The organism is Kitasatospora sp. McL0602, assembly GCF_052076145.1.
In the GTDB taxonomy this organism is placed as follows: Bacteria; Actinomycetota; Actinomycetes; order Streptomycetales; family Streptomycetaceae; genus Kitasatospora.
The window spans coordinates 6,313,332-6,330,581 of sequence record NZ_CP197246.1 but is presented as its reverse complement, the minus strand read 5'-3'; the positions used below and the strand labels follow the sequence as shown (position 1 = coordinate 6,330,581).

General features: G+C 70.6%; 20 protein-coding genes. 6 read left to right on the top strand and 14 right to left on the bottom strand.

Translation table 11 applies throughout. The features are described 5' to 3' along the window. Positions 1–243: a hypothetical protein gene (locus ACR68M_RS28710; protein WP_441247049.1), complete on the top strand. Its 243-nt coding sequence runs from the start codon at positions 1–3 to the stop codon at positions 241–243. A 13-nt stretch (positions 244–256) separates the two neighbouring features. On the opposite strand, the gene ACR68M_RS28705 is transcribed toward ACR68M_RS28710, so the two are convergent. Both ACR68M_RS28705 and ACR68M_RS28700 read right to left on the bottom strand, forming a co-directional pair. Beyond that, on the bottom strand, positions 257–955 hold the full coding sequence (locus tag ACR68M_RS28705; protein ID WP_441247048.1) for an aminoglycoside phosphotransferase: 699 nt from the start codon (positions 953–955) through the stop codon (positions 257–259). Positions 956–1,133: 178 nt separating this feature from the next. After that, positions 1,134–1,610: a hypothetical protein gene (locus tag ACR68M_RS28700; protein ID WP_441247047.1), complete on the bottom strand. Its 477-nt coding sequence runs from the start codon at positions 1,608–1,610 to the stop codon at positions 1,134–1,136. A 171-nt stretch (positions 1,611–1,781) separates the two neighbouring features. Here ACR68M_RS28700 and ACR68M_RS28695 point away from each other — a divergent pair, with 171 nt between their 5' ends. Then, positions 1,782–2,591, top strand: a complete 810-nt coding sequence (locus ACR68M_RS28695; RefSeq protein WP_441247046.1) for a helix-turn-helix domain-containing protein — start codon at positions 1,782–1,784, stop codon at positions 2,589–2,591. Positions 2,592–3,198: 607 nt separating this feature from the next. On the opposite strand, the gene ACR68M_RS28690 is transcribed toward ACR68M_RS28695, so the two are convergent. The 5 genes from ACR68M_RS28690 to ACR68M_RS28670 all read right to left on the bottom strand — a co-directional run bounded on the left by ACR68M_RS28690 (position 3,199) and on the right by ACR68M_RS28670 (position 6,605). After that, positions 3,199–3,372: a hypothetical protein gene (locus ACR68M_RS28690; RefSeq protein ID WP_441247045.1), complete on the bottom strand. Its 174-nt coding sequence runs from the start codon at positions 3,370–3,372 to the stop codon at positions 3,199–3,201. A gap of 529 nt (positions 3,373–3,901) precedes the next feature. Further along, positions 3,902–4,750: a helix-turn-helix domain-containing protein gene (locus ACR68M_RS28685; RefSeq protein WP_441247044.1), complete on the bottom strand. Its 849-nt coding sequence runs from the start codon at positions 4,748–4,750 to the stop codon at positions 3,902–3,904. Between the two features lie 20 nt (positions 4,751–4,770). Continuing rightward, complete coding sequence (locus ACR68M_RS28680; protein WP_441247043.1) at positions 4,771–5,295, bottom strand: DUF6879 family protein; 525 nt, start codon at positions 5,293–5,295, stop codon at positions 4,771–4,773. A gap of 613 nt (positions 5,296–5,908) precedes the next feature. Further along, entirely contained in the window at positions 5,909–6,289 is a 381-nt protein-coding gene (locus tag ACR68M_RS28675) for a hypothetical protein (RefSeq protein ID WP_441247042.1), read from the bottom strand. Between the two features lie 166 nt (positions 6,290–6,455). Beyond that, positions 6,456–6,605 (bottom strand): hypothetical protein, encoded by a 150-nt coding sequence (locus tag ACR68M_RS28670; RefSeq protein ID WP_441247041.1) that lies wholly within the window; start codon positions 6,603–6,605, stop codon positions 6,456–6,458. A 153-nt stretch (positions 6,606–6,758) separates the two neighbouring features. On the opposite strand from ACR68M_RS28670, the gene ACR68M_RS28665 reads away from it, so the two are divergent. Together ACR68M_RS28665 and ACR68M_RS28660 are read left to right on the top strand one after the other, a co-directional pair. After that, complete coding sequence (locus tag ACR68M_RS28665; protein ID WP_441247040.1) at positions 6,759–7,049, top strand: hypothetical protein; 291 nt, start codon at positions 6,759–6,761, stop codon at positions 7,047–7,049. Between the two features lie 30 nt (positions 7,050–7,079). Next, positions 7,080–7,385 carry a hypothetical protein gene (locus ACR68M_RS28660; RefSeq protein WP_441247039.1) on the top strand — a complete coding sequence of 102 codons (306 nt, stop codon included), beginning with the start codon at positions 7,080–7,082 and terminating at the stop codon, positions 7,383–7,385. Between the two features lie 158 nt (positions 7,386–7,543). Here the strand turns inward: ACR68M_RS28660 and ACR68M_RS28655 are convergent, their stop codons facing one another. The 7 genes from ACR68M_RS28655 to ACR68M_RS28625 form a co-directional block, all read right to left on the bottom strand. Further along, positions 7,544–7,864 (bottom strand): hypothetical protein, encoded by a 321-nt coding sequence (locus ACR68M_RS28655; RefSeq protein ID WP_441247038.1) that lies wholly within the window; start codon positions 7,862–7,864, stop codon positions 7,544–7,546. Beyond that, the gene (locus ACR68M_RS28650) at positions 7,861–8,325 is read right to left on the bottom strand and encodes a hypothetical protein (RefSeq protein WP_441247037.1); all 465 of its coding nucleotides are present in this window, start codon (positions 8,323–8,325) and stop codon (positions 7,861–7,863) included. The genes ACR68M_RS28655 and ACR68M_RS28650 overlap by 4 nt, the downstream gene beginning before the upstream one ends. A gap of 144 nt (positions 8,326–8,469) precedes the next feature. After that, positions 8,470–9,348 (bottom strand): P22 phage major capsid protein family protein, encoded by an 879-nt coding sequence (locus tag ACR68M_RS28645; protein WP_441247036.1) that lies wholly within the window; start codon positions 9,346–9,348, stop codon positions 8,470–8,472. Positions 9,349–9,419: 71 nt separating this feature from the next. Beyond that, on the bottom strand, positions 9,420–9,752 hold the full coding sequence (locus ACR68M_RS28640; RefSeq protein WP_441247035.1) for a helix-turn-helix domain-containing protein: 333 nt from the start codon (positions 9,750–9,752) through the stop codon (positions 9,420–9,422). 11 nt (positions 9,753–9,763) lie between these two features. Then, on the bottom strand, positions 9,764–10,390 hold the full coding sequence (locus ACR68M_RS28635) for an HNH endonuclease (protein WP_441247034.1): 627 nt from the start codon (positions 10,388–10,390) through the stop codon (positions 9,764–9,766). A 703-nt stretch (positions 10,391–11,093) separates the two neighbouring features. Beyond that, positions 11,094–12,668 (bottom strand): recombinase family protein, encoded by a 1,575-nt coding sequence (locus tag ACR68M_RS28630; RefSeq protein ID WP_441247033.1) that lies wholly within the window; start codon positions 12,666–12,668, stop codon positions 11,094–11,096. 78 nt (positions 12,669–12,746) lie between these two features. Continuing rightward, entirely contained in the window at positions 12,747–13,799 is a 1,053-nt protein-coding gene (locus tag ACR68M_RS28625) for an LLM class F420-dependent oxidoreductase (RefSeq protein WP_441247032.1), read from the bottom strand. 237 nt (positions 13,800–14,036) lie between these two features. Here ACR68M_RS28625 and ACR68M_RS28620 point away from each other — a divergent pair, with 237 nt between their 5' ends. Together ACR68M_RS28620 and ACR68M_RS28615 are read left to right on the top strand one after the other, a co-directional pair. Next, positions 14,037–15,017: an aldo/keto reductase gene (locus ACR68M_RS28620; protein WP_441247031.1), complete on the top strand. Its 981-nt coding sequence runs from the start codon at positions 14,037–14,039 to the stop codon at positions 15,015–15,017. Positions 15,018–15,026: 9 nt separating this feature from the next. Next, on the top strand, positions 15,027–17,225 hold the full coding sequence (locus tag ACR68M_RS28615) for an ATP-binding domain-containing protein (RefSeq protein ID WP_441247030.1): 2,199 nt from the start codon (positions 15,027–15,029) through the stop codon (positions 17,223–17,225). The last annotated feature ends 25 nt before the right edge of the window (positions 17,226–17,250 follow it).

Below are 17,250 nucleotides of genomic sequence, written 5' to 3'. Positions count from 1 at the left end.
ATGCCGTCAACCTCAGGAGACCGCTTCACCGTACGGATCGGCGGCAACGTGGCCGGCCCCGTCGTCGTCGGCCACGACAACCAGGTCGAGGTCAACCACCCGAACCCCGAGGCCGCCCCTGCCCCTGCCCCCGAGTCTTCGACCCTCAACACCACAGCCGAAGGCCACGCCACCGCCTACTCCGTGATGAACGGCGACCTGCACGTCCACCACGACTCCCCGGAGCCCCCTCCGACCGATTAGCCCAGCGCGCCCCCTAGCCGCGCAGCCCGGCCATCCGTGCCCACCGCTCAGCTGCGTCGGTGAGCTTCACCCGCTGTGGCAACGGGTCCTCTGCGGTACGGCTCGCCCAGAACGCGTGAATGGTGGTGGCGAAGACCCCCAACCGCTCCGGGTCCGCCTCACGGTAGGCCGGGACGTGCCGGGCCACGTAGTCCGCCTGCTCCGGCGAATGCCCTGCAGCGATCAGCCGGGGCACCAGCAGAGCCGCATCAGTCCACTCCGGCCCCGGACAGGACAGCGCCCAGTCGAGAATCCGGACACCGGAACCCGTCACCAGGAGATTGAACTCACCGACATCGGTGTGGGCCATGGAACGGCCGTCCAGCACCCCCTCCCCGCCGGGAGGTACGAACCGGGCCAGCCGGTCACCGAGGGGCTTCTTTCTGACCTCCACAGGCCACGGATGACCGGACACGACGGTCAGGGCGTGGACCAATGGACGCAGGTCCGGCGAGCCGGGAGCGAAGCTTGGATACCGGCCCGCCAGCGCGCCGTACCCGTAGAGCAGCCACCCCCCACCCTCGGCCTGCCAGAGCAGCGGTGGGGCCAACGGCGCGGCAGCGGTCACCCGCGCCTCGTGCCGGTAGACCCACGCCGTAGGGCTGTCCGCCGGAGTGGCCTTGACGAACACGGAGCCGGACCGGGTGTCCAGCATGCTGGCGAAGGCGGACATGACTCCGGCCTCCGCACTCCGGGCCCTGAGAACCTGACCCGTGTGGCTCAGAACCGCCTCCCTTGCCCCGACGGGAAGTTGAGCCCATTCGGTCCGCTGCGATGACACTTGCTATTCCTTTGCCTGAACTGGGGAGCCGGTGCCCAACGACGGGGCACCGACCGAGCTTGCTTCGCGGTCAGCCCTGGTGGCCCGCGAATGGGCTGTCAGAGCAGTTGGCGTGGCACTGCGAGCAGTTCGCCAACTCGATCTCCGGCCAGAAGTCCGGTTCGAGCAGGAATCCCAACTCCGCGATCGCGTCGATGGCACGGGCCCGGAGGGCCTTGCCGCCGCCGTGCTCCTCCGGGTCCAGATAGCCCGGCTTGTGGTGCACCATCTTGCCGAGACTGGCCATGCACCAGTTCAGGTACGCCTCGGTGTTGAGCACGAAGGCGTGCCAGTAGTCGTCCACCTCCGGCGACGGACTCAGCGGTCGGTCGCTCAGGGCGCAGGCGGTCAGGAACGCCGCCATCTGACCGACGCCCAGTTCGGCGCGCTCCTCGGTCACCTCCGGGCGCTGCGCCCGAATCGTGGTGATGATCAGCGCGCGCACCTCCGGGAGGATGAGGCCACGCGGGTCCGTTCCCGCCAATGCAGGCGTGATCGTTTCGCTCATGGTGCGTACCTCCGCGCGTAGAAATGATTGACCTTGCCGCCCACGTCGGCGCCGATCGGTGATGGCTGTCCCGTCGAGAGCGCTCTGTCGCAACCGATACTGGTCCTGAGCGGCAAGCCCGCGCGACGCCGGACAGACGTCACTTCGATGACCTGACAAGGCGTCATTTCGGTGTCATTCACGGAGGATCACACCTATCGTGGGGCTCTGACGACGCCGAACGAGACCCTTCGGGCCGTGCGCCTCGGTCTGCGCTTGAGCCAGGAAGAGCTGGCCAAACGCCTACGACAGGTAGGCGACGAACAGGGCGAACCCAACGACGCCAGCAAGCGGCTGGTGCAGCGTTGGGAGAGCGGCGAAGTACGGTTCCCCCGGCCCATCTACGTCCGAGCGCTGGAAGCTGCCACAGGACGACTGGTGAACGACCTGGGGTTCGACTCCCCGGACCTACCAGCAAGGGTCACCGCAGACAGTGAGGGAGGCCACGACATGACACCCAGCAGCCCGGCGGGGCAGCCCCTACCCGCACCTACGGGGGACGATCACGGCGGCGTGTGGCTCAGTCGGTACGAGTTCTACAGCAGCAGCCGGGACCGAGCATTCACCGGGCTGCACCATGTCGTGCTCACCCAGCACGGGAACCGCATCAGCGGCCAGTCGCTCCCCGACGGCTCGTCCAACTCCGGCTCGCCCCTGACTTTCGATCTGACCATCGACCGGAACATCGACCGGAACATCGACCGGAACATCGTGGCCGGGACATGGGTCGAACAGACCGCACCGGACGGCTACTACCAAGGGGCCCGCTACCACGGGGCGGTTCAGCTCCTGGTTGATCCGACGGGCCGCCGGATGGCCGGAAAGTGGGTCGGCTTCGGGAAGGAGTTCGACGTGAACACCGGCCCGTGGGAACTTCACCTACTCGAAAAGCCCACCACTGCGGAGGCTGAGGCCGGGTACAGCACGCCGCCCGTCGAGTGATCGGCGTGCACGACGAAAGGCCCCGGCCCGTCCCGAAGTTGGGACAGGGACAGGGCCTCGGTTCGCCGTCGCGGCCATGGTGTCCAGGCTCCGGCCGTGCTGCCGAGCGGCTGAACTCCGCCCTCAGGAGTGCCTGTTGCTACGCCAGGCCGGCGAGCTCCAGGGCTTCGACGCCCGTGCGGAGGGCGGTGATCCGCTCGTCGAGGGTGAAGCCGGCCGGGGCCAGATTCGGTTATCCCCTAGAGACTACCGGGACGGCGAAAGGCCCCGTCCGTGCGCCACGGGGGACGACGCACGGACGGGGCTGGGGCCCGTACCGGCCGAACCCTTTCCACGGCGGCCGGTACGGGGGTCTAGTCGGGCGCGGGGTCCGGGTACTTCCTGTGTGCCATGGAGGGCCGGGGCTCCTGCGCCCACAGGGAGGCTGACATACCGCTGATGCGGGCAGCAGCGCCTATCTCGTTCCACGTCCAACCCTGCTCACGGGCCTTGAGCAAGGCAGCCCGCGTACGGGCCCGGAGCGCGGTCCTGCTCCGCCGTTCGGCCTTCGCCGCCCTGGCCACGGCAGCCAGCTCGGCGGGCAGGGGGTGAGGGAGTCGGGGCCCCATCACAGCACGCCCCAGCGCGACCGGCGGTTCAGGTCCGCCACCGCCGCCCGCAGACGCGCAGTGGTGCCGGACTCGGCAGGCTCCAGCGCGAGCCCGTCGGGCTCGGCCTGGTCGTCCTGGCCCGCCTCGGCCTCCGGCGACGGGGGAAGGGCTGGGCAGTCGTCATGCGGCACGCTCGCCCCCGTCCTCGGGGTCACGGAAGGTCCCCCCGCGCGTCATGTCGGTGCACTCGCCCCACTCGCGGTGCCGGTTGCGCTGACGGCCGACCCACGGGAGATCACTGCCCGCCACGGCCCAGGCGTCGAACAGCTGACAGCCGAGACACGCGCTTGTCCTGCACCCCAGGGGGTTGACGTCTGCGTGCTCGGGGACCTCCCGAACAGCGGCGGCGGGCATCGTGTCAGGCAGCATCGGACGCCCCCGCCAGCGGGCACGTACCGGAGTCAGCGTGACGCTTGCGCATCACCCGCATGTCACCCATACCCGAGGGGTTGTGCCCCGGGCCCGGCGCGGCGTACTCCGCCCGTCTGGCGTCCAGCCGGGAGCACACGGCGCACTCGACCGTACTCGGTGGGGGCTCGTTCCTAACCGCTGCACTCGCCATGTCCGCCGCTCCCGCCTGCTCGTGTGTGGCCTCCTGCACCCCGAAGGTAGGGAGCGCCGAGAGCCAACGGCTATGCGATTGCACGTCATTGCAGAATGTCACTCCAGAGCGGCAATGGCCTCGGTGATCAGCGCCCGCGCCTGCGCCCCATAGACAGCCATCCGGGACAGCTCTTGGAACGCCCGTGCGTATGTGCCGATCTCGCCGGGCGTGGTGATGACCACCCGCGCAGACAGAAGCTCCACCTGCACGCGCGCGTCGTCGAAGATAGAGAACGTCTCCATCGGCCACAGCTTCCGGCGGCCCTTGAACGGAACCACGCCAAGAGAGACGTTCGGCAGTGACATCACGGCCAGCAGGTAACCGAGTTGCCCGGCCATGCCGTCATCGTTGGCAAGCTGGTGTTGCAACACGTTCTCTTCGACCAGCAGCGCGAACCGGTGGTTGCCTTCCCGGATCACGTGAGAGCGCGCCATGCGGGCCGCTACGGCCTCCGGCACGTCGTTGGGGATGCCCCGGAACTCTGTGATGGCTTCGAGTAGGCCCGTGGCGTACGCGGGCGTCTGGAGCAGACCAGGGACCACGGTGGAGCAGTAGACACGCATGTGGCGCGTCCGCTCGTACAGCGGGGCGATTGCTTCCTGAGTCTGGCGCATCCCGGTGCGATGGATGCGCTTCCACTCGGTGTACATCGAGTCTGCCGACCGAGTAGCAGCGATCAGGTCGGCTGCCCGATCAGGCACGCCGCACGCCTCACACCATGCCCGGATATCGGCATCCGATGGCACAGTGCGGGCGTTCTCTATCCGAGAGGACTTCGACGGGTGCCAGCCGCAGAGCTGAGCAAGGTCAAGGCCGGTCAGCTCAGCATCCTTGCGGATGCCTCCCAGGCGGTCAGCAACGGCCTTCCGCGCCTCTTGGGCGCTGGAGAGCGGTGAAGCGGGCATGGTGAGGCTGTCCGGGCCTCTCAGACCGTGTAACCGGCGTGTGGGGTGGCACGCTCCCAGACAGCTTCGAAGGCAGCGGTGCACAGCGCTGCAACCGCCGGATCTTCGGTGTACTCAGGCTCAGCCGACGCACCCTCACCCGTGAAGTGGTTGAAGCGCACCAACTGGCCGTCGAACAGCCAGAAGTCATTACCCGGCAGAGCCAGGGAGGAAGTCAGACGCCGTGACAACCAACGGACCTGCTCACCCGCCTCGACAATCACGGAGGTACCGGCGTGCTCGTACTGGATGTACTCAGAGACCGGCTCGGACACGACCCGAGCACGGCGGACGGCTACGCCCCGACTGGTGCTCTCCTGGATCAGCTCAACCCATGACCGCCAGTGGTCCGACTCCGGGTCCACGTTGCGGGTACCGGTCTCACGCCATGCCCTGAGCGCTTCCGACTCTCGGGTGATCCCGTAGCTGTCCCGCAGCTCAAGATGTACCGCTGACGTCTCCGCCGCCCTCATCAAGTCGGCGACGGTGGGCACGCTCTGCGACATCACAAGCCTCTCGGATCATCGGCACCATGCGGAACGGGACACGGAAGATGCCCTCACCCTCGGGGCACCCGGACGAGTGGCCAGGGATGTGCGTCTGAGCGCAGGTGGCAACGGTCTCCCCGTCGGCCAAGTACGACTGAAACACAAGGTCTTCGGCTTCCTCGTCCACCCACACGGTAGGGCTCTCGTCGGTGTCCGTGTTGGGATCAATACCGATGAACGTTAGCTCCATAGTCTCCGCCCCTGTCGAGTCACTTGCAGTGGTGTGCATGACCATCACCCGTCGGAGTGATGGGCGTCAAGGGGTGCCGCTGGAGCCCCAGCCTCCGCATAGTCCAAGCAGCCTGACCACCCGCCAGAGTCACAGAGCGTCCACCGCCGGCCGAACAGAGAGTCACGGCGGGTGGGTACGACGAACGGCCCCGGAGCCCTCCCCAACTCGTGAGGGCTCCGGGGCCGTTGTGTCAGTCAGCGGGGTGCTCCGGCGGCGAGCCGTCGCAGTCGCACACGCCGCGCGCGTGGTCCAGCTCGGCCAGCCACCACAGGAGGTCATCGACCAGCGCGGGGGCTTCCCGCCGAGCCACGAATTCCGGGTCGGTGCGGCGGCGAGCCATCAGCGGGGCCCCCAATGCCGAGTGAGAGCAGCAGAGCGAGCGTTGTGGCCCCGCCCCTTCTCCTCGCCTTCCCGGGCAGTACGGATCGGCGAAAGAATGCGCGTCACATTGGCCCAGAGTTTCATTTCCGTCTCAATGAGAGGATGAGCTACCTTCACCCCCTGTCGCATTCCCCCGTCGATCATCTCGCCGTCACGGGCGACGATCGACCGGATCTGTCGGGCGCGGGATATAAGCGGGGCCGCCGAATTGATCGCCACCAGGTCGGCGGGGTCGAGAACTAGGCCCGGATGGTGGGCGTCGTCGTCCGGCTTGCCGGTCGGGTCCTCGTAGGCGGACCTCAGCTCCCGGATGATGGCCGGTATGTCGGTGCTGGCCACGTTGTGGCTCCTCTCTTTGTGATCTTGAAGTGGGCCACAGGGGCCCTGAGCTGGTGCTTTGCTGCCGGAAGGTGGTTTCGCTGCTGTTCGCATCGGACCTCGAATGCCATGACGCCCCGGCCGGAGAAGACGCGCGCACGGGAGTACCCCCCCACCCCTTGCGTCGTCAAGCAAGCCGATTTGAGACGTGCGCCACGTCGTTGAGTCGGCGTGCGACGCGCTCAACAAAGCGCGAACGATCAACGCCAACAGCAACTGGAAACAACGAGCCGAACGACCAGCGGTTGAAGCGCGATAAATCCGCGAGCACGCTCACGTGATCTGCGTCATGTGCGAGTCGCTGTGAATGCAGCAGCGCCAACGAATTCCGCGAACAGTCACACGAGAAGCCGCAGTGATGCATTTGCATTCCGGCCTATCGCCCCGCACGGTGGAAACACATCCCGCCGACCGCCCGAAAGGCACCGCCGTGCGTACCGCCCTCCTCGTCCTGATCGCCCCCGCCCTCCTGTTCGCCGCTGCCCACCCGTGGACCACCGGCAACTACCTCGGCGCGGGCATCCTGGCCGCCCTGGCGGGCCTGGCAGGGGTCGGCGCGGTCAAGGTGTGGCGCAAGCTCCGGCAGGCCCGCAGTGGGCAGGCTGAGCCCGTGGCCGTCAGCGGCTACGACCGCGACCGGGCCGAGCAGGCCGGGCAGCCCCCGGCCGTCGTGGTCGGCCAGTCGGCGTACGACCGCGACCGCGCCGAAGCGGCGGAGTGACCCACCCAACCCCCGGACAGGAGAGCCCCCGTGAACGTCCCCACCCCGCCCAAGCCCGAGCCCGGCCGCCGGACCCTGGCCTACCACCTGTACGACGCCCAGCCCGGGTACCTGGGGCTGACGTGGTTCACCACGGAAGGACGCCACAGCGTGACCGTGCGGTACACCGGCCCCGCCCGCGACCTGGCCGAAGACGGCGCGGTCGTCGTGGACCGCCACCCGGCGGCGGGAGGCTGGCACCTCGGCCCGTATCCGGACGTCGCCAGGGAGCGCTACGACGCCGTGCGGGCCGAGCTGTCAGCGGCGTACGCCGAGCACCGAACCACCGCAGGCTGACCCACCACCGAGAGGCCCCGTCATCCCGAGAGGGACGGCGGGGCCTCTCGCATGTCCGGGGCAGGAGGGGCCATGCAGCCGTCTCCCGGCTCCCCGGGGGCCCGACGGTGGTCTAGGCCACTGAAGGGCCAGCAGGCCGGAGGGAGGTGCACAGGGCTTCACAGCGTCCCGTCCGTGGTAGACCGCTCCGGCACCTCCGGGATCAGCTCTCGCTCGGACCAGGCGAACGGGTGCCGACGCTCGGCCAGGATGGCCGCCGCGAACTCCAGCTCCTCCGCCACCTCACGGCGGACCGGGGTCGGCGGGTAGTCGGCCAGGCGGCGGAGAGAGCGGGTCCATGCCTGGCAGGCGATCGAGCAGAACCGAACTGTGGTCGGCGACTTGGAGAGCGCCCGACGCGGGAACGCGCACCCCGGGCGGCGGCAGGACGTGCCTGGCTTGTGCGTCTCGGCCAGCGGTCGGCGCGGGCGGGTGATCACCAGGCCCCCCGCATGGCGCGGGCCGCGATGGTCGCAGCGTCCGGCCGTGGCGGCGCGTCCGGCGTCAGGCCCCCTTTGCCGAGCACGGGCCGGGGAGTGCACGCCTCGGCCAGGTTCTCGCACAGGGCGCGCAGTTCCTCACCGCTCCCCAGGTAGCGGGCAGCGGTGCGAGCAGCCTCGACAGCGAACGCGGGGAGGTCACTGTATCCAGCGATGACCATCTCACTGGCGGCCGCATTCGCGTCGTCAACTGCCTTCCACCGAAGCTCGTCGGCCTCGGTCGCGGCCTCGTGGTGCCGCCCCTCCATTGTCTCCAGGTCCGCGCGCAGATAGGCGAGTTCGGCGTCCCGGGGGTCCCCCTCGGGGGTCTCCGCCTCGGCGACGGGGTCCGGCGCGGGCGGGGTCTCCGGGTGGACGACCCCTCCGGGGATCGCCTCGGCCGGGGTGGGGGTGTCGGACATGGACGCGCCTCTCTGGCGGGGATTGGGAAGTTGGGGTGCCGGGACGTCAGAAGAGGGACCTTCGTCCCCCGGCCGGCGGGGACCAAGGTCCCTATGGGAAGGGCCCGCCCTCCGGAGTGGAGAGCGGGCCCACATCGGCGGCGGTCAGGCGGCCTTGAGCTTGAACGGGATGTACCGCTCGGCGTCCACGGTGGCGACGCCACAGAGGGTGTCCACGATCGACACGTCCGACTTCACCGAGGCGTCGAAGGAGTTCACGACCCGCACGGCGTAACCGTTGTCGGTGGCGGTGCGGCCGGTAGCTCCACCGATCGGGACCTGGGGCGAGCGCACCGCGAGGGCGAAGGCGGTCTTGTGGTAGGCCACCGCGCCGGTCAGGTACGGCGAGACGACCACGCGGAAGCCGAACAGGTCGCCCATGGTGGCGTTGCGCAGCGCTGCCGGGTCGCCAGCGGTGTTCACCTGCTGGAGGAGTTCCACGTCCAGGAGGACGTTCTGAATGTCCGGGCCGACCGCCAGGAACCGACCCTCGGCCGGGATCTCTCGGCGGGTGAAGTCGGCGGCAGCGGCGGTCAGCAGCTTGATGACATGGCCCTTGTCGCCGGGCTTCGCGGTGGGGTCGATCTCGCGGGCGTCCTTGGTGGCAGCCTTGTTGAGCGCGTCCGCGATGACGGTCTTCTCGACGTACTTCGACACGGCGTCCATCTGCGGAGCGAGTACCTGGCGGGAGTACGACTCCACGTCCAGGGTCATGTCCCGGGTGTCCAGCTTCACGGCGTCGGTGGGCTCACCGGTCAGCTTCACCTGAACCGCGCCCTCCTCGACCTTGGTGTAGACGGTCGTGCCGGAGTAGTCGGTGGCGGTCCGGCGCTTCGGGGCACGGACCCGCACGGTGTCGCCACGGCCGCCGGTGAACCCGTTCTCAGCGTCGCGCATCACGGTCTCGCCCAGCACGGACTTTGCGCGCATCATCTCCAGGGAGACGGCGACGACGGAATCAATCTCAAACTTGTTGTCAGACACGGGATGTTGCCTTTCTAGGCATGAGGAAACCCCGGACCGGCGGTCACGGGGCAGTGGGGTTGGGGTGTGGATCAGGCGGCGGGAAGCACGCCCGGCCGGTCCATGAAGAACTGACCATCGGCGAGCGACCGGCGCAGCCAGAGCAGCGGGGCCAGGTACTCGTACTCGGCGTCCGGGTTGCCCGCGCCGGAGGGGCCGCCGAAGCTCTCTTCCAGGCGGACCACATCGCGGTACGACAGGCGGAGGGCGTCGGCCCAGCGGAGCAGGTTCTCCGGGGTCGGCGACTTGTCGCCCGCCTCCCATGAGTACACGGCCGATTCGCCCACGCCAGCGTGAGCGGCCACGTGCCGGACAGACAGGTCAAGTGCCTTGCGACGGGCGGTGAGAATCGGGCTGGGGATCATGGTGATTCCTTTCAGAGGTGGAGAGTTGGCCGCTCGGCGGAAGTGCCGGGCGGTCCGGTGTCGTGGGCGGCGCGGGTGCGCGCAGCGGTGAGGCGGTCGTTCGGAGAGGTCCACTCGGAGGGGAGCGCGTGGCCCTTATCGGAGTTGCAATCACGGCACGACCAACGGCAGTTGGTGACCTCGGAGAGCCCGCCGCGCGCGATGGGCTTCAAGTGCTCGAACACCCGAGAGGCGGCGTCCAACGGGGTCGAGCAGTGCCAGCACTCGGCGTCGCCGTACTTCGCGGTCACCCCCCGTTTGACGGAGACCCGGCGGGCCCGGGTGCGCTGCACGTCCTGGCATGCCTTGCACACCCCGTCGGGGAACTCCATCAACTCCCGTCGGTAGCAACGGCGACAGGCCCGGACCGTGTCCGTACGGCCACCGTTCTGCCGAGCTTTGCGGCGTTGGTAGTCGGCGGCGTCCTTGCAACGGTCAGAGCAGTAGGCGCGGCGGGGGTCATCGTCCGCCGCGATGGTCTCGGCGCAGTCCGGGCCAGCGCATGGCCGGTCGCCCGCCTTCTCGCGGGCGAACTGGCGGGCCCGCTTGCGGTCCTCCTGGCGGCGGTGCTCCTCGTCGGCGACGCACGGCGCGCACAAGGTGGCGTTACTGCGCTTGCCAGTCGGCTTTCCGCAGATCCGGCACGGCCGTCCCCTGGCGGAGTCGGCCGCCGCACCCCGGAGACGCATCACCAGCCCGTACGCCTCCCGGCAGGCAGACCGGGCGCACGTCTCGCCACCGGCAGACGGGTGCGCCAGGCACACCACACACGGGGACCTTGATCGTTCCCCGGGAGAGGTCGGCGGTGCATTTTCGGGCATCAGCGACCCCCTTTCCGGCGTCTACGGGATGATCTTGAGCGCATGGTCGGGGTGCCCCGATCCCTTGCCAGCAACGGCAAAGGGCCCGGTCGGCGGGCCCTGACGGCCACCCCTCTTCTTGACGGAGTTGGCCCCGGGAACCACGGTCAACATCCGCCGTAAAAACTGCGACCGCCGACGGGCTGCCGGTCGCGTATCGCGTCGTCTCTACCCCGGTGTAAGCCCAGGCCAAATGTGACAGACCCCGGCGGCGGGGCCAGGGCGTCGGGGGCTCTCACACCTATAGACCGGGGTGCGTTAGGTGGTCCCGCGCCCCCATTAACGGGGGTGCGTGACACCTGTGGAGAACCCACAAGGACCAAAGCCACAGTCCCGCTCAACCCCGGGCTCCCGGCCAGGTCGCCGGCTCGGAGGGTTCCCACAAACGCCAACGGGCCGCCCGCCGGACCGAGGTCCAGGGACGGCCCGCAGGGTGGAGCGGTCAGGCAGCGTGCGCCGGAGCAGCCGCCAACACGTCGGCCAGTTCCTCCGCCGCCGGGTCTGTCGTCGTGAGCACGATGCGGGGATCTCGCTTGAGCGGGCCCCGGGCAGGAAACAACAGGACCCGGACTCCGAACTCCGCCAGGAGCTCCCGCCGTGTCACGTTGTCGCCCGCCTGCCACTCGGCGGCCACGGTTCGGCCGGTCGGCACGGTGTACCACCCGGCAGGCTTCTCCGGCGTCGCCTCCGCCGCTTTCAGCTCCTCCCCCATCCGCGCATACTCCCGTCGGAACCACTCGGCGTCGTCGGTCTCGTCGTACAGCCCCGCCGCCCGGTCGTCCCGCAGCCGCTTCCGGTCCGCCTTCAAGTCGGCGATGCGCTGGGCCACGCCGTTGCCCTGCTCCCAGACCCGCGTCATGAACTCGACCCCGCCGAACTCGGCGAGGAACCGCCGCTCCGTTAGCTCGTCCATCTCGGCAAGCGGCGCGACCGGCTGCGGGCACTCCTCCGAGCCCTTCACCCCGTCCGTACGCGCCTTGCACGCCCACGCCGGAAGGATGCCGCCCTTGTGGCTGGTCGTGCTCCTGTACAGCCTCACAGCGCAGATCCCGCAGAAGCCCCCGCCGGACAGCAACAGCTCACCCTTAGCGGCACGGGGCCCGGCTGGGGCCTTCGTGAGCTTCTTCGTCAGTGCGGCCTGAGTCGGCCGGTCCCACAGGCCCGGAGCGATCCGCACGGGGTGCCCGTCCGGGCCCAGCACAGCCTTGCCCTTGTGTGTCAGGTAGCCCAGGGAGGCATCCGAGAGACAGATGCGCTTGATCACGTTCCCCGACCAGCGACCGCCGGTCGGCTCCTTGCCGTACATAACGCGGGACCAGTCGGACGGGGACAGCACCTCGGCGCGGGTCAGCCGCGCGGCCTCGGAGTCCACAGTTACCCGGCCGGTCTCGTCGGCCAGCAGGCGGCGCGCAAACTCCCGGGCCGTGGCCGCCGAATCCGGCTCGTTCTCGGTGTGGTCCACCTTGCCGCCATGGGCAAGACGCACGTGCATGAACCCGTACGCAGGCCGACCAGCGACCTCCCCCGCTGTACGGGCCTGAACCGCACGCTCCCGGTTCCGGGTCCGGATGTTCCTGTGCTCGATCTGCGCACCGAACAGCTTCGCGTTGAACTCGATCTCTTGGCTCGGGTCGTCCAAATCCCAGAAGCCGGGGTGGTCGGCGGTGAGCAGCAGGCGACCCGCGTTGGTCTCCTTAGCGAGCCGCAGGCCCTCCAGTACGTCACGGCCAAGGCGGTCCACGGCGGACGCCGCGAGCCCGTCGTACGGTCCCCGCTGACCCTTGAGCCACGGCCCCAGCTTCGGCCGTGTGAGGGGGTCAGACGCGCCGGACACCTCCCAGTCGTCCGCCCACCCGATGATGTGCCCTCCGGCACGCTCGGCAGCGTCAAGGATCGCGTCCCGCTGCCGCGCGGGTGAGCTTGTGGCGGCCTGGACGCGGGAGAGGCGGCGGACGCCAAGCAGACAACGCCCGCAGCCGTCGTACGGCGTCACGGGCGCGTCATTGGTGCTGGTCATACTGGGCATGTCTTCCCCAGGGGGCGGGGCGGCTCGCGCCGCTGAACGGGCGAACCCGTCCCCCAGGGATGCCCGCCCTTAGGCGAGCCCGGCCAGTTCCAGCGCCTCCACACCCACGCGGAGAGCGTTGATCCTGCCTTCCAGCGAATAGTCGATTCCGCCGGGGGCGAGGGTGAGGGTGGTGACGCCTGCGTCGGCGTAGGCGTGCATGCGGTCGGCGATGCGTTCCTTGGTGCCGAGCAGGGCCGTGGAGTCGATCAGCTCGTGCGGGACGGCGGCGGCGGCACCGGCGTAGTCCTTGGCGAGGTACTTCTCCTGGATCTCGTCGGCGGCCTGCTCGTAGCCCATCCGGCGGGTGAGCTGGTTGTAGAAGTTCTTGTCCTTGCTGCCCATGCCACCGATGTAGAGGGCCGCGTAGGAGCGCTGGGTATCGGCGGCGGCCTTGACGTCCTCGCCGACGGAGATGTTGACGGTCGGGCAGAGGTCGAAGCCGTCCAGTGTCAGCCCGGCCTTGGCGCGTCCGGCGATCAGCGGGTCGATGGAGAGGGCGGCGTGCTCGGGCGCGAAGAAGATGCCGAGCCAGCCGTCGGCGATCTCGCCGGTCTGCTCGAGGTTCTTCGGGCCGATCGCGGCGATGTAGAGCGGGATGTGCTCGCGCACCGGGTGCACCGTCAGCTTGAGCGGCTTGCCCGGCCCCCCGGGCAGCGGCAGCGTCCAGTTGGCGCCGTCGTGGGTGAGCCGCTCGCGGGACATCGCCTTGCGGATGATCTCGACGTACTCCCGGGTGCGGGCCAGCGGCTTGTCGAACTTGACCCCGTACCAGCCCTCCGAGACCTGCGGCCCCGAGACGCCCAGGCCGAGCCGGAACCGGCCGCCGGAGAGCGCGTCGAGCGTCGCGGCGGTCATCGCCGTCATCGCGGGCGTACGGGCCGGGATCTGGAAGATCGCCGAGCCGACGTCGATCCGCTCGGTCTTCGCCGCGACGTAGCTGAGGACGGTCGCGGCGTCCGAACCGTACGCCTCCGCCGCCCAGCACACCGAGTAGCCGAGCCGGTCGGCCTCCTGGGCGACGGCGATGTTGTCGGCGTCCATGCCGAGTCCCCAGTAGCCGAGGTTGATACCGAGTCGCATGTGAGTGCCGAGCCTTCCGGGTCAGTCCAACAGGGGTAGTCAGCAGGCCAGCCGAGCGTAGCCGGGCCGTCGACCGTCACGCTACCGGCCGGTAAGTGTGGGCTGTGTCACGCCCCGCGGGCAGGAGAGCGGCAGGTCTGCGGGGTGGTTCGGGCGCAGGCCGCTACGCTCGGCCGACATGGGGGAGCAGTGCCTCCTGCACATCGTGCGTGATCAGCTGACGGAGGGTCTGCCCCGGTGGAAAAACGCCATCTCGGCCGGACGGGGCTACGGGTCTCCCGCCTCGGCCTCGGCACCATGACCTGGGGCCGCGACACCGACGAGCACGAGGCCGCCGAACAGCTCAAGACCTTCGTCGACGCGGGCGGCACCCTGGTGGACACCGCCGACGTCTACGCCGACGGCGGCGCCGAGTACCTGCTCTCCCGGCTGACCGACACCCTCATCCCGCGCGCCGAACTCGTCATCGCCACCAAGGCGGGCAGCGTCCCCGACGCCGACCGGCGGTTCGACACCTCCCGGGGCCGGATGCTCGCCGCCCTCGACGCCTCCCTGCACCGCCTCGGCACCGACTACGTCGACCTCTGGCAGGTCCACGCGTACGACCCCGACACCCCCACCGAGGAGACCCTGCACGCCCTCGACCTCGCCGTCGGCTCGGGCCGCGCCCGCTATGCCGGGCTGTCCAACCACAGCGGCTGGCAGCTCGCCAAGGCGGCCACCTGGCAGCGCGCCCACCACGGCCGGGTGCCGCTGGCCAGTACGCAGATGGAGTACTCGCTGCTCCAACGCGGCATCGAGCGCGAGGTGTTGCCCGCCGCCCAGGACGCCGGGCTCGGCCTGATCGCCTCCTCCCCGCTCGGCCGGGGCGTGCTCACCGGCAAGTACCGGCACGGCGTCCCGCCCGAGTCGCGCGGCGCCTCCGCCTATCTCTCCGGCTTCGTGCAGCCCTACCTCGGCGAGCGCTCCCGGCACATCGTCGACGCCCTCGCGACCGCCGCCGACGGGCTCGCCAGCAGCCCGCTCGCCGTCGCCCTGGCGTGGGTCCGCGACCGCCCCGGCGTGGCGAGCGCCCTGGTCGGCGCCCGCACCGCCGCCCAGCTGCAGTCGGCCCTGTCGGTGGAGGCGCTTACGCTTCCGGAGGAGATCCGCGGTGCGCTGGACGATGTCTCGGCACCGGCACACCGCTACCCGGACCAGGACTGGACGGAGCTGTAGGAGCAAGTGATGGGCAACGAAGCCTCGGCCGACGGGTCGGCGGACGGAACGACGGCTGACCGCACGACCGCTGACCGGGCGGCAGCCGTGGCGGCGCTGACCGCTGCCGTACGGAAGATCGAGGGGGCGGGCCGCCCGGCGGGCGAGATCCGCGTCCAGCGCAAGGCCGACCGGATCGCCGAGCAGGCCAAGGCCGAAGCGGAGGCCGAGGCGGCGGCAGAGGCAGCGGCCGCCGCAGCCCTGACCGCCGCACCCGTACAGGAGGGCGAGGAGGAGAGCGCCGTCCCCGAGGCCGCGAGCGAACCCGAGCGTGAGGTGGAGCGCGCGGTCGTGGTCGAGCAGCTCGCCCCTGCGCCCTCACGCAGGTCGCCCAAGGTCGCCGCACCCGCCCGCGCCGCCGTCCCCGTGCCCGTCCTGCTCGACGAGCAGCGGGTCGCCGCGATCCGCGCGACCACCGAGGTGCTGCACGCGGGCGGGGCACGGACGGACATCGCCGACGCCGTGGTCGCCGCGCTCGGCGAGGGCGCGGCGGAGCAGCTGCGGGCCGACCCCTGGGCACTGCTCGCGGTGCCCGGCCTGCCCGGCCTGCGGCCGGACCACGTGGACAGCTTCGCGCGCGGTCTGCTCGGCCCGGCTGCCGGGCCCGGTGACCCGCGCCGGGCCGGCGCCCTGGTGTCCTGGCTGCTGGAGCAGGCCGCGCTGCGCGGCCACACCGCGCAGGAGACCTCCGAGATCGCCGCCGGGCTGGAGAACTTCGCTGTCCCGGACGCCGCGTCCGCCCTCCAGGAGGTGGTCACGGACGGCGGGGTGATGGCCTTCCAGGAGGAGATCACCGGCCCCGGCGCCGCCACCACCACCGCCGCGGAGGACGAGGACGGGGACGACGAGCCCCCGACCCGTACGCTGCTCGCGCTGGAGCGGATCGCCCTCGCCGAGGAGAGCCTCGCGGACGGGCTCGTCCGGGTGATGTCCACCTTCGAGGTGCCGGAGACCCCCGGCCCGGCCGAGTGGGAGGCGGCAGCGGCCGCAGCCCCGTCCGCGTCGGCCGCCGCGCTGCTCCGGGCCGCCGCCGGGAACGGCCTGACCACCCACACCGGCGGCGAGGCGGCCAAGACCGAGCTCGCGGCGCTGCTGGACGCGGCCCGGGGCCTCGGGCTGCGCGCCTGGGCCGCGACCTGGACGGACCAGGGGCGTGACAGCTTCGCGGCGCTGCTCCCCGGCTCGGCCGACGCTCCGCCCACCGAGGCCACCGAGGCAGTCGGCGAGAAGCCCGTCGCCGTGCTGGCCGAGCTGCTCGCGGGCACGGCGGGCCCCGGCCACGCCGAGGACGGCTCGCTCGCGCTGGACGTCCTGGTGGTGCTGGATGCGCCGCTGCTCGACATCGAGCTGGCCGCGACCCTGCTGGAGGCACTCGCCGACGGCACCCGGCTGGTGCTCAGCGGCGACCTCGGGCAGCTCTGGTCGGCCGGGCCGGGCCGGGTCTTCGCGGATCTGGTCGCGGCGAAGGCCTGCCCGGCCGTCGCCTCCCGGACGCCCGACTTCGGCCCGATCGGCGAGCTGGTCTCCGGCATCGGCGTGGGTGAGCTCCAGCCCGTCGACGCACCGGGCAAGGAGGTGGTGATCCTCACCGCGAAGGACGGCGGCGAGGCCGTGCACCGGGCGATCCAGCTGCTGACGGACTCCATCCCGCGCGCCCTGGGCATCCCGGTCGAGCAGGTCACCCTGCTGACCCCGGGCCACGGCGGCAGCGCGGGCACCCGGGTGCTGAACGCGGCCGCCAAGGCGCGGCTCAACCCCGGTCCGGGCCGGTTCGGCGGCTTCGACCCGGGCGACCGGGTGGTGCACTCCCCCGTCCCCGGTGTCTCGCACCCCGGCCGGGTGCTGGACGGCGACGCGGCCGGCCTGCACGTCGAGCTCACCGACGGCACCCGCCTGACGCTCACGCCCGCCGAGGCCACCAAGCTGCGGCACGGCTGGGCGATGACCGTCCACCAGGCGGTCGGCCGCCGCTGGCCCGGTGTGATCGCCGTCCTCCCGGACGACGCCGCTGCGGGGCTCACCCGGCAGCTCGTCTACACGGCCTTCGGCCGGGCCGAGCGCCACCTCTCCGTGGTGCACGCGGCCGGGCAGGCGCTGCCGCAGGCCGTCGTCGGGCGTGAGGCGCAGCCCCGCACCACCCGCCTGCGCGGCATCCTCACGGAGGCGTAGCGGCCTCCGCACCGGGTCGCAGCAG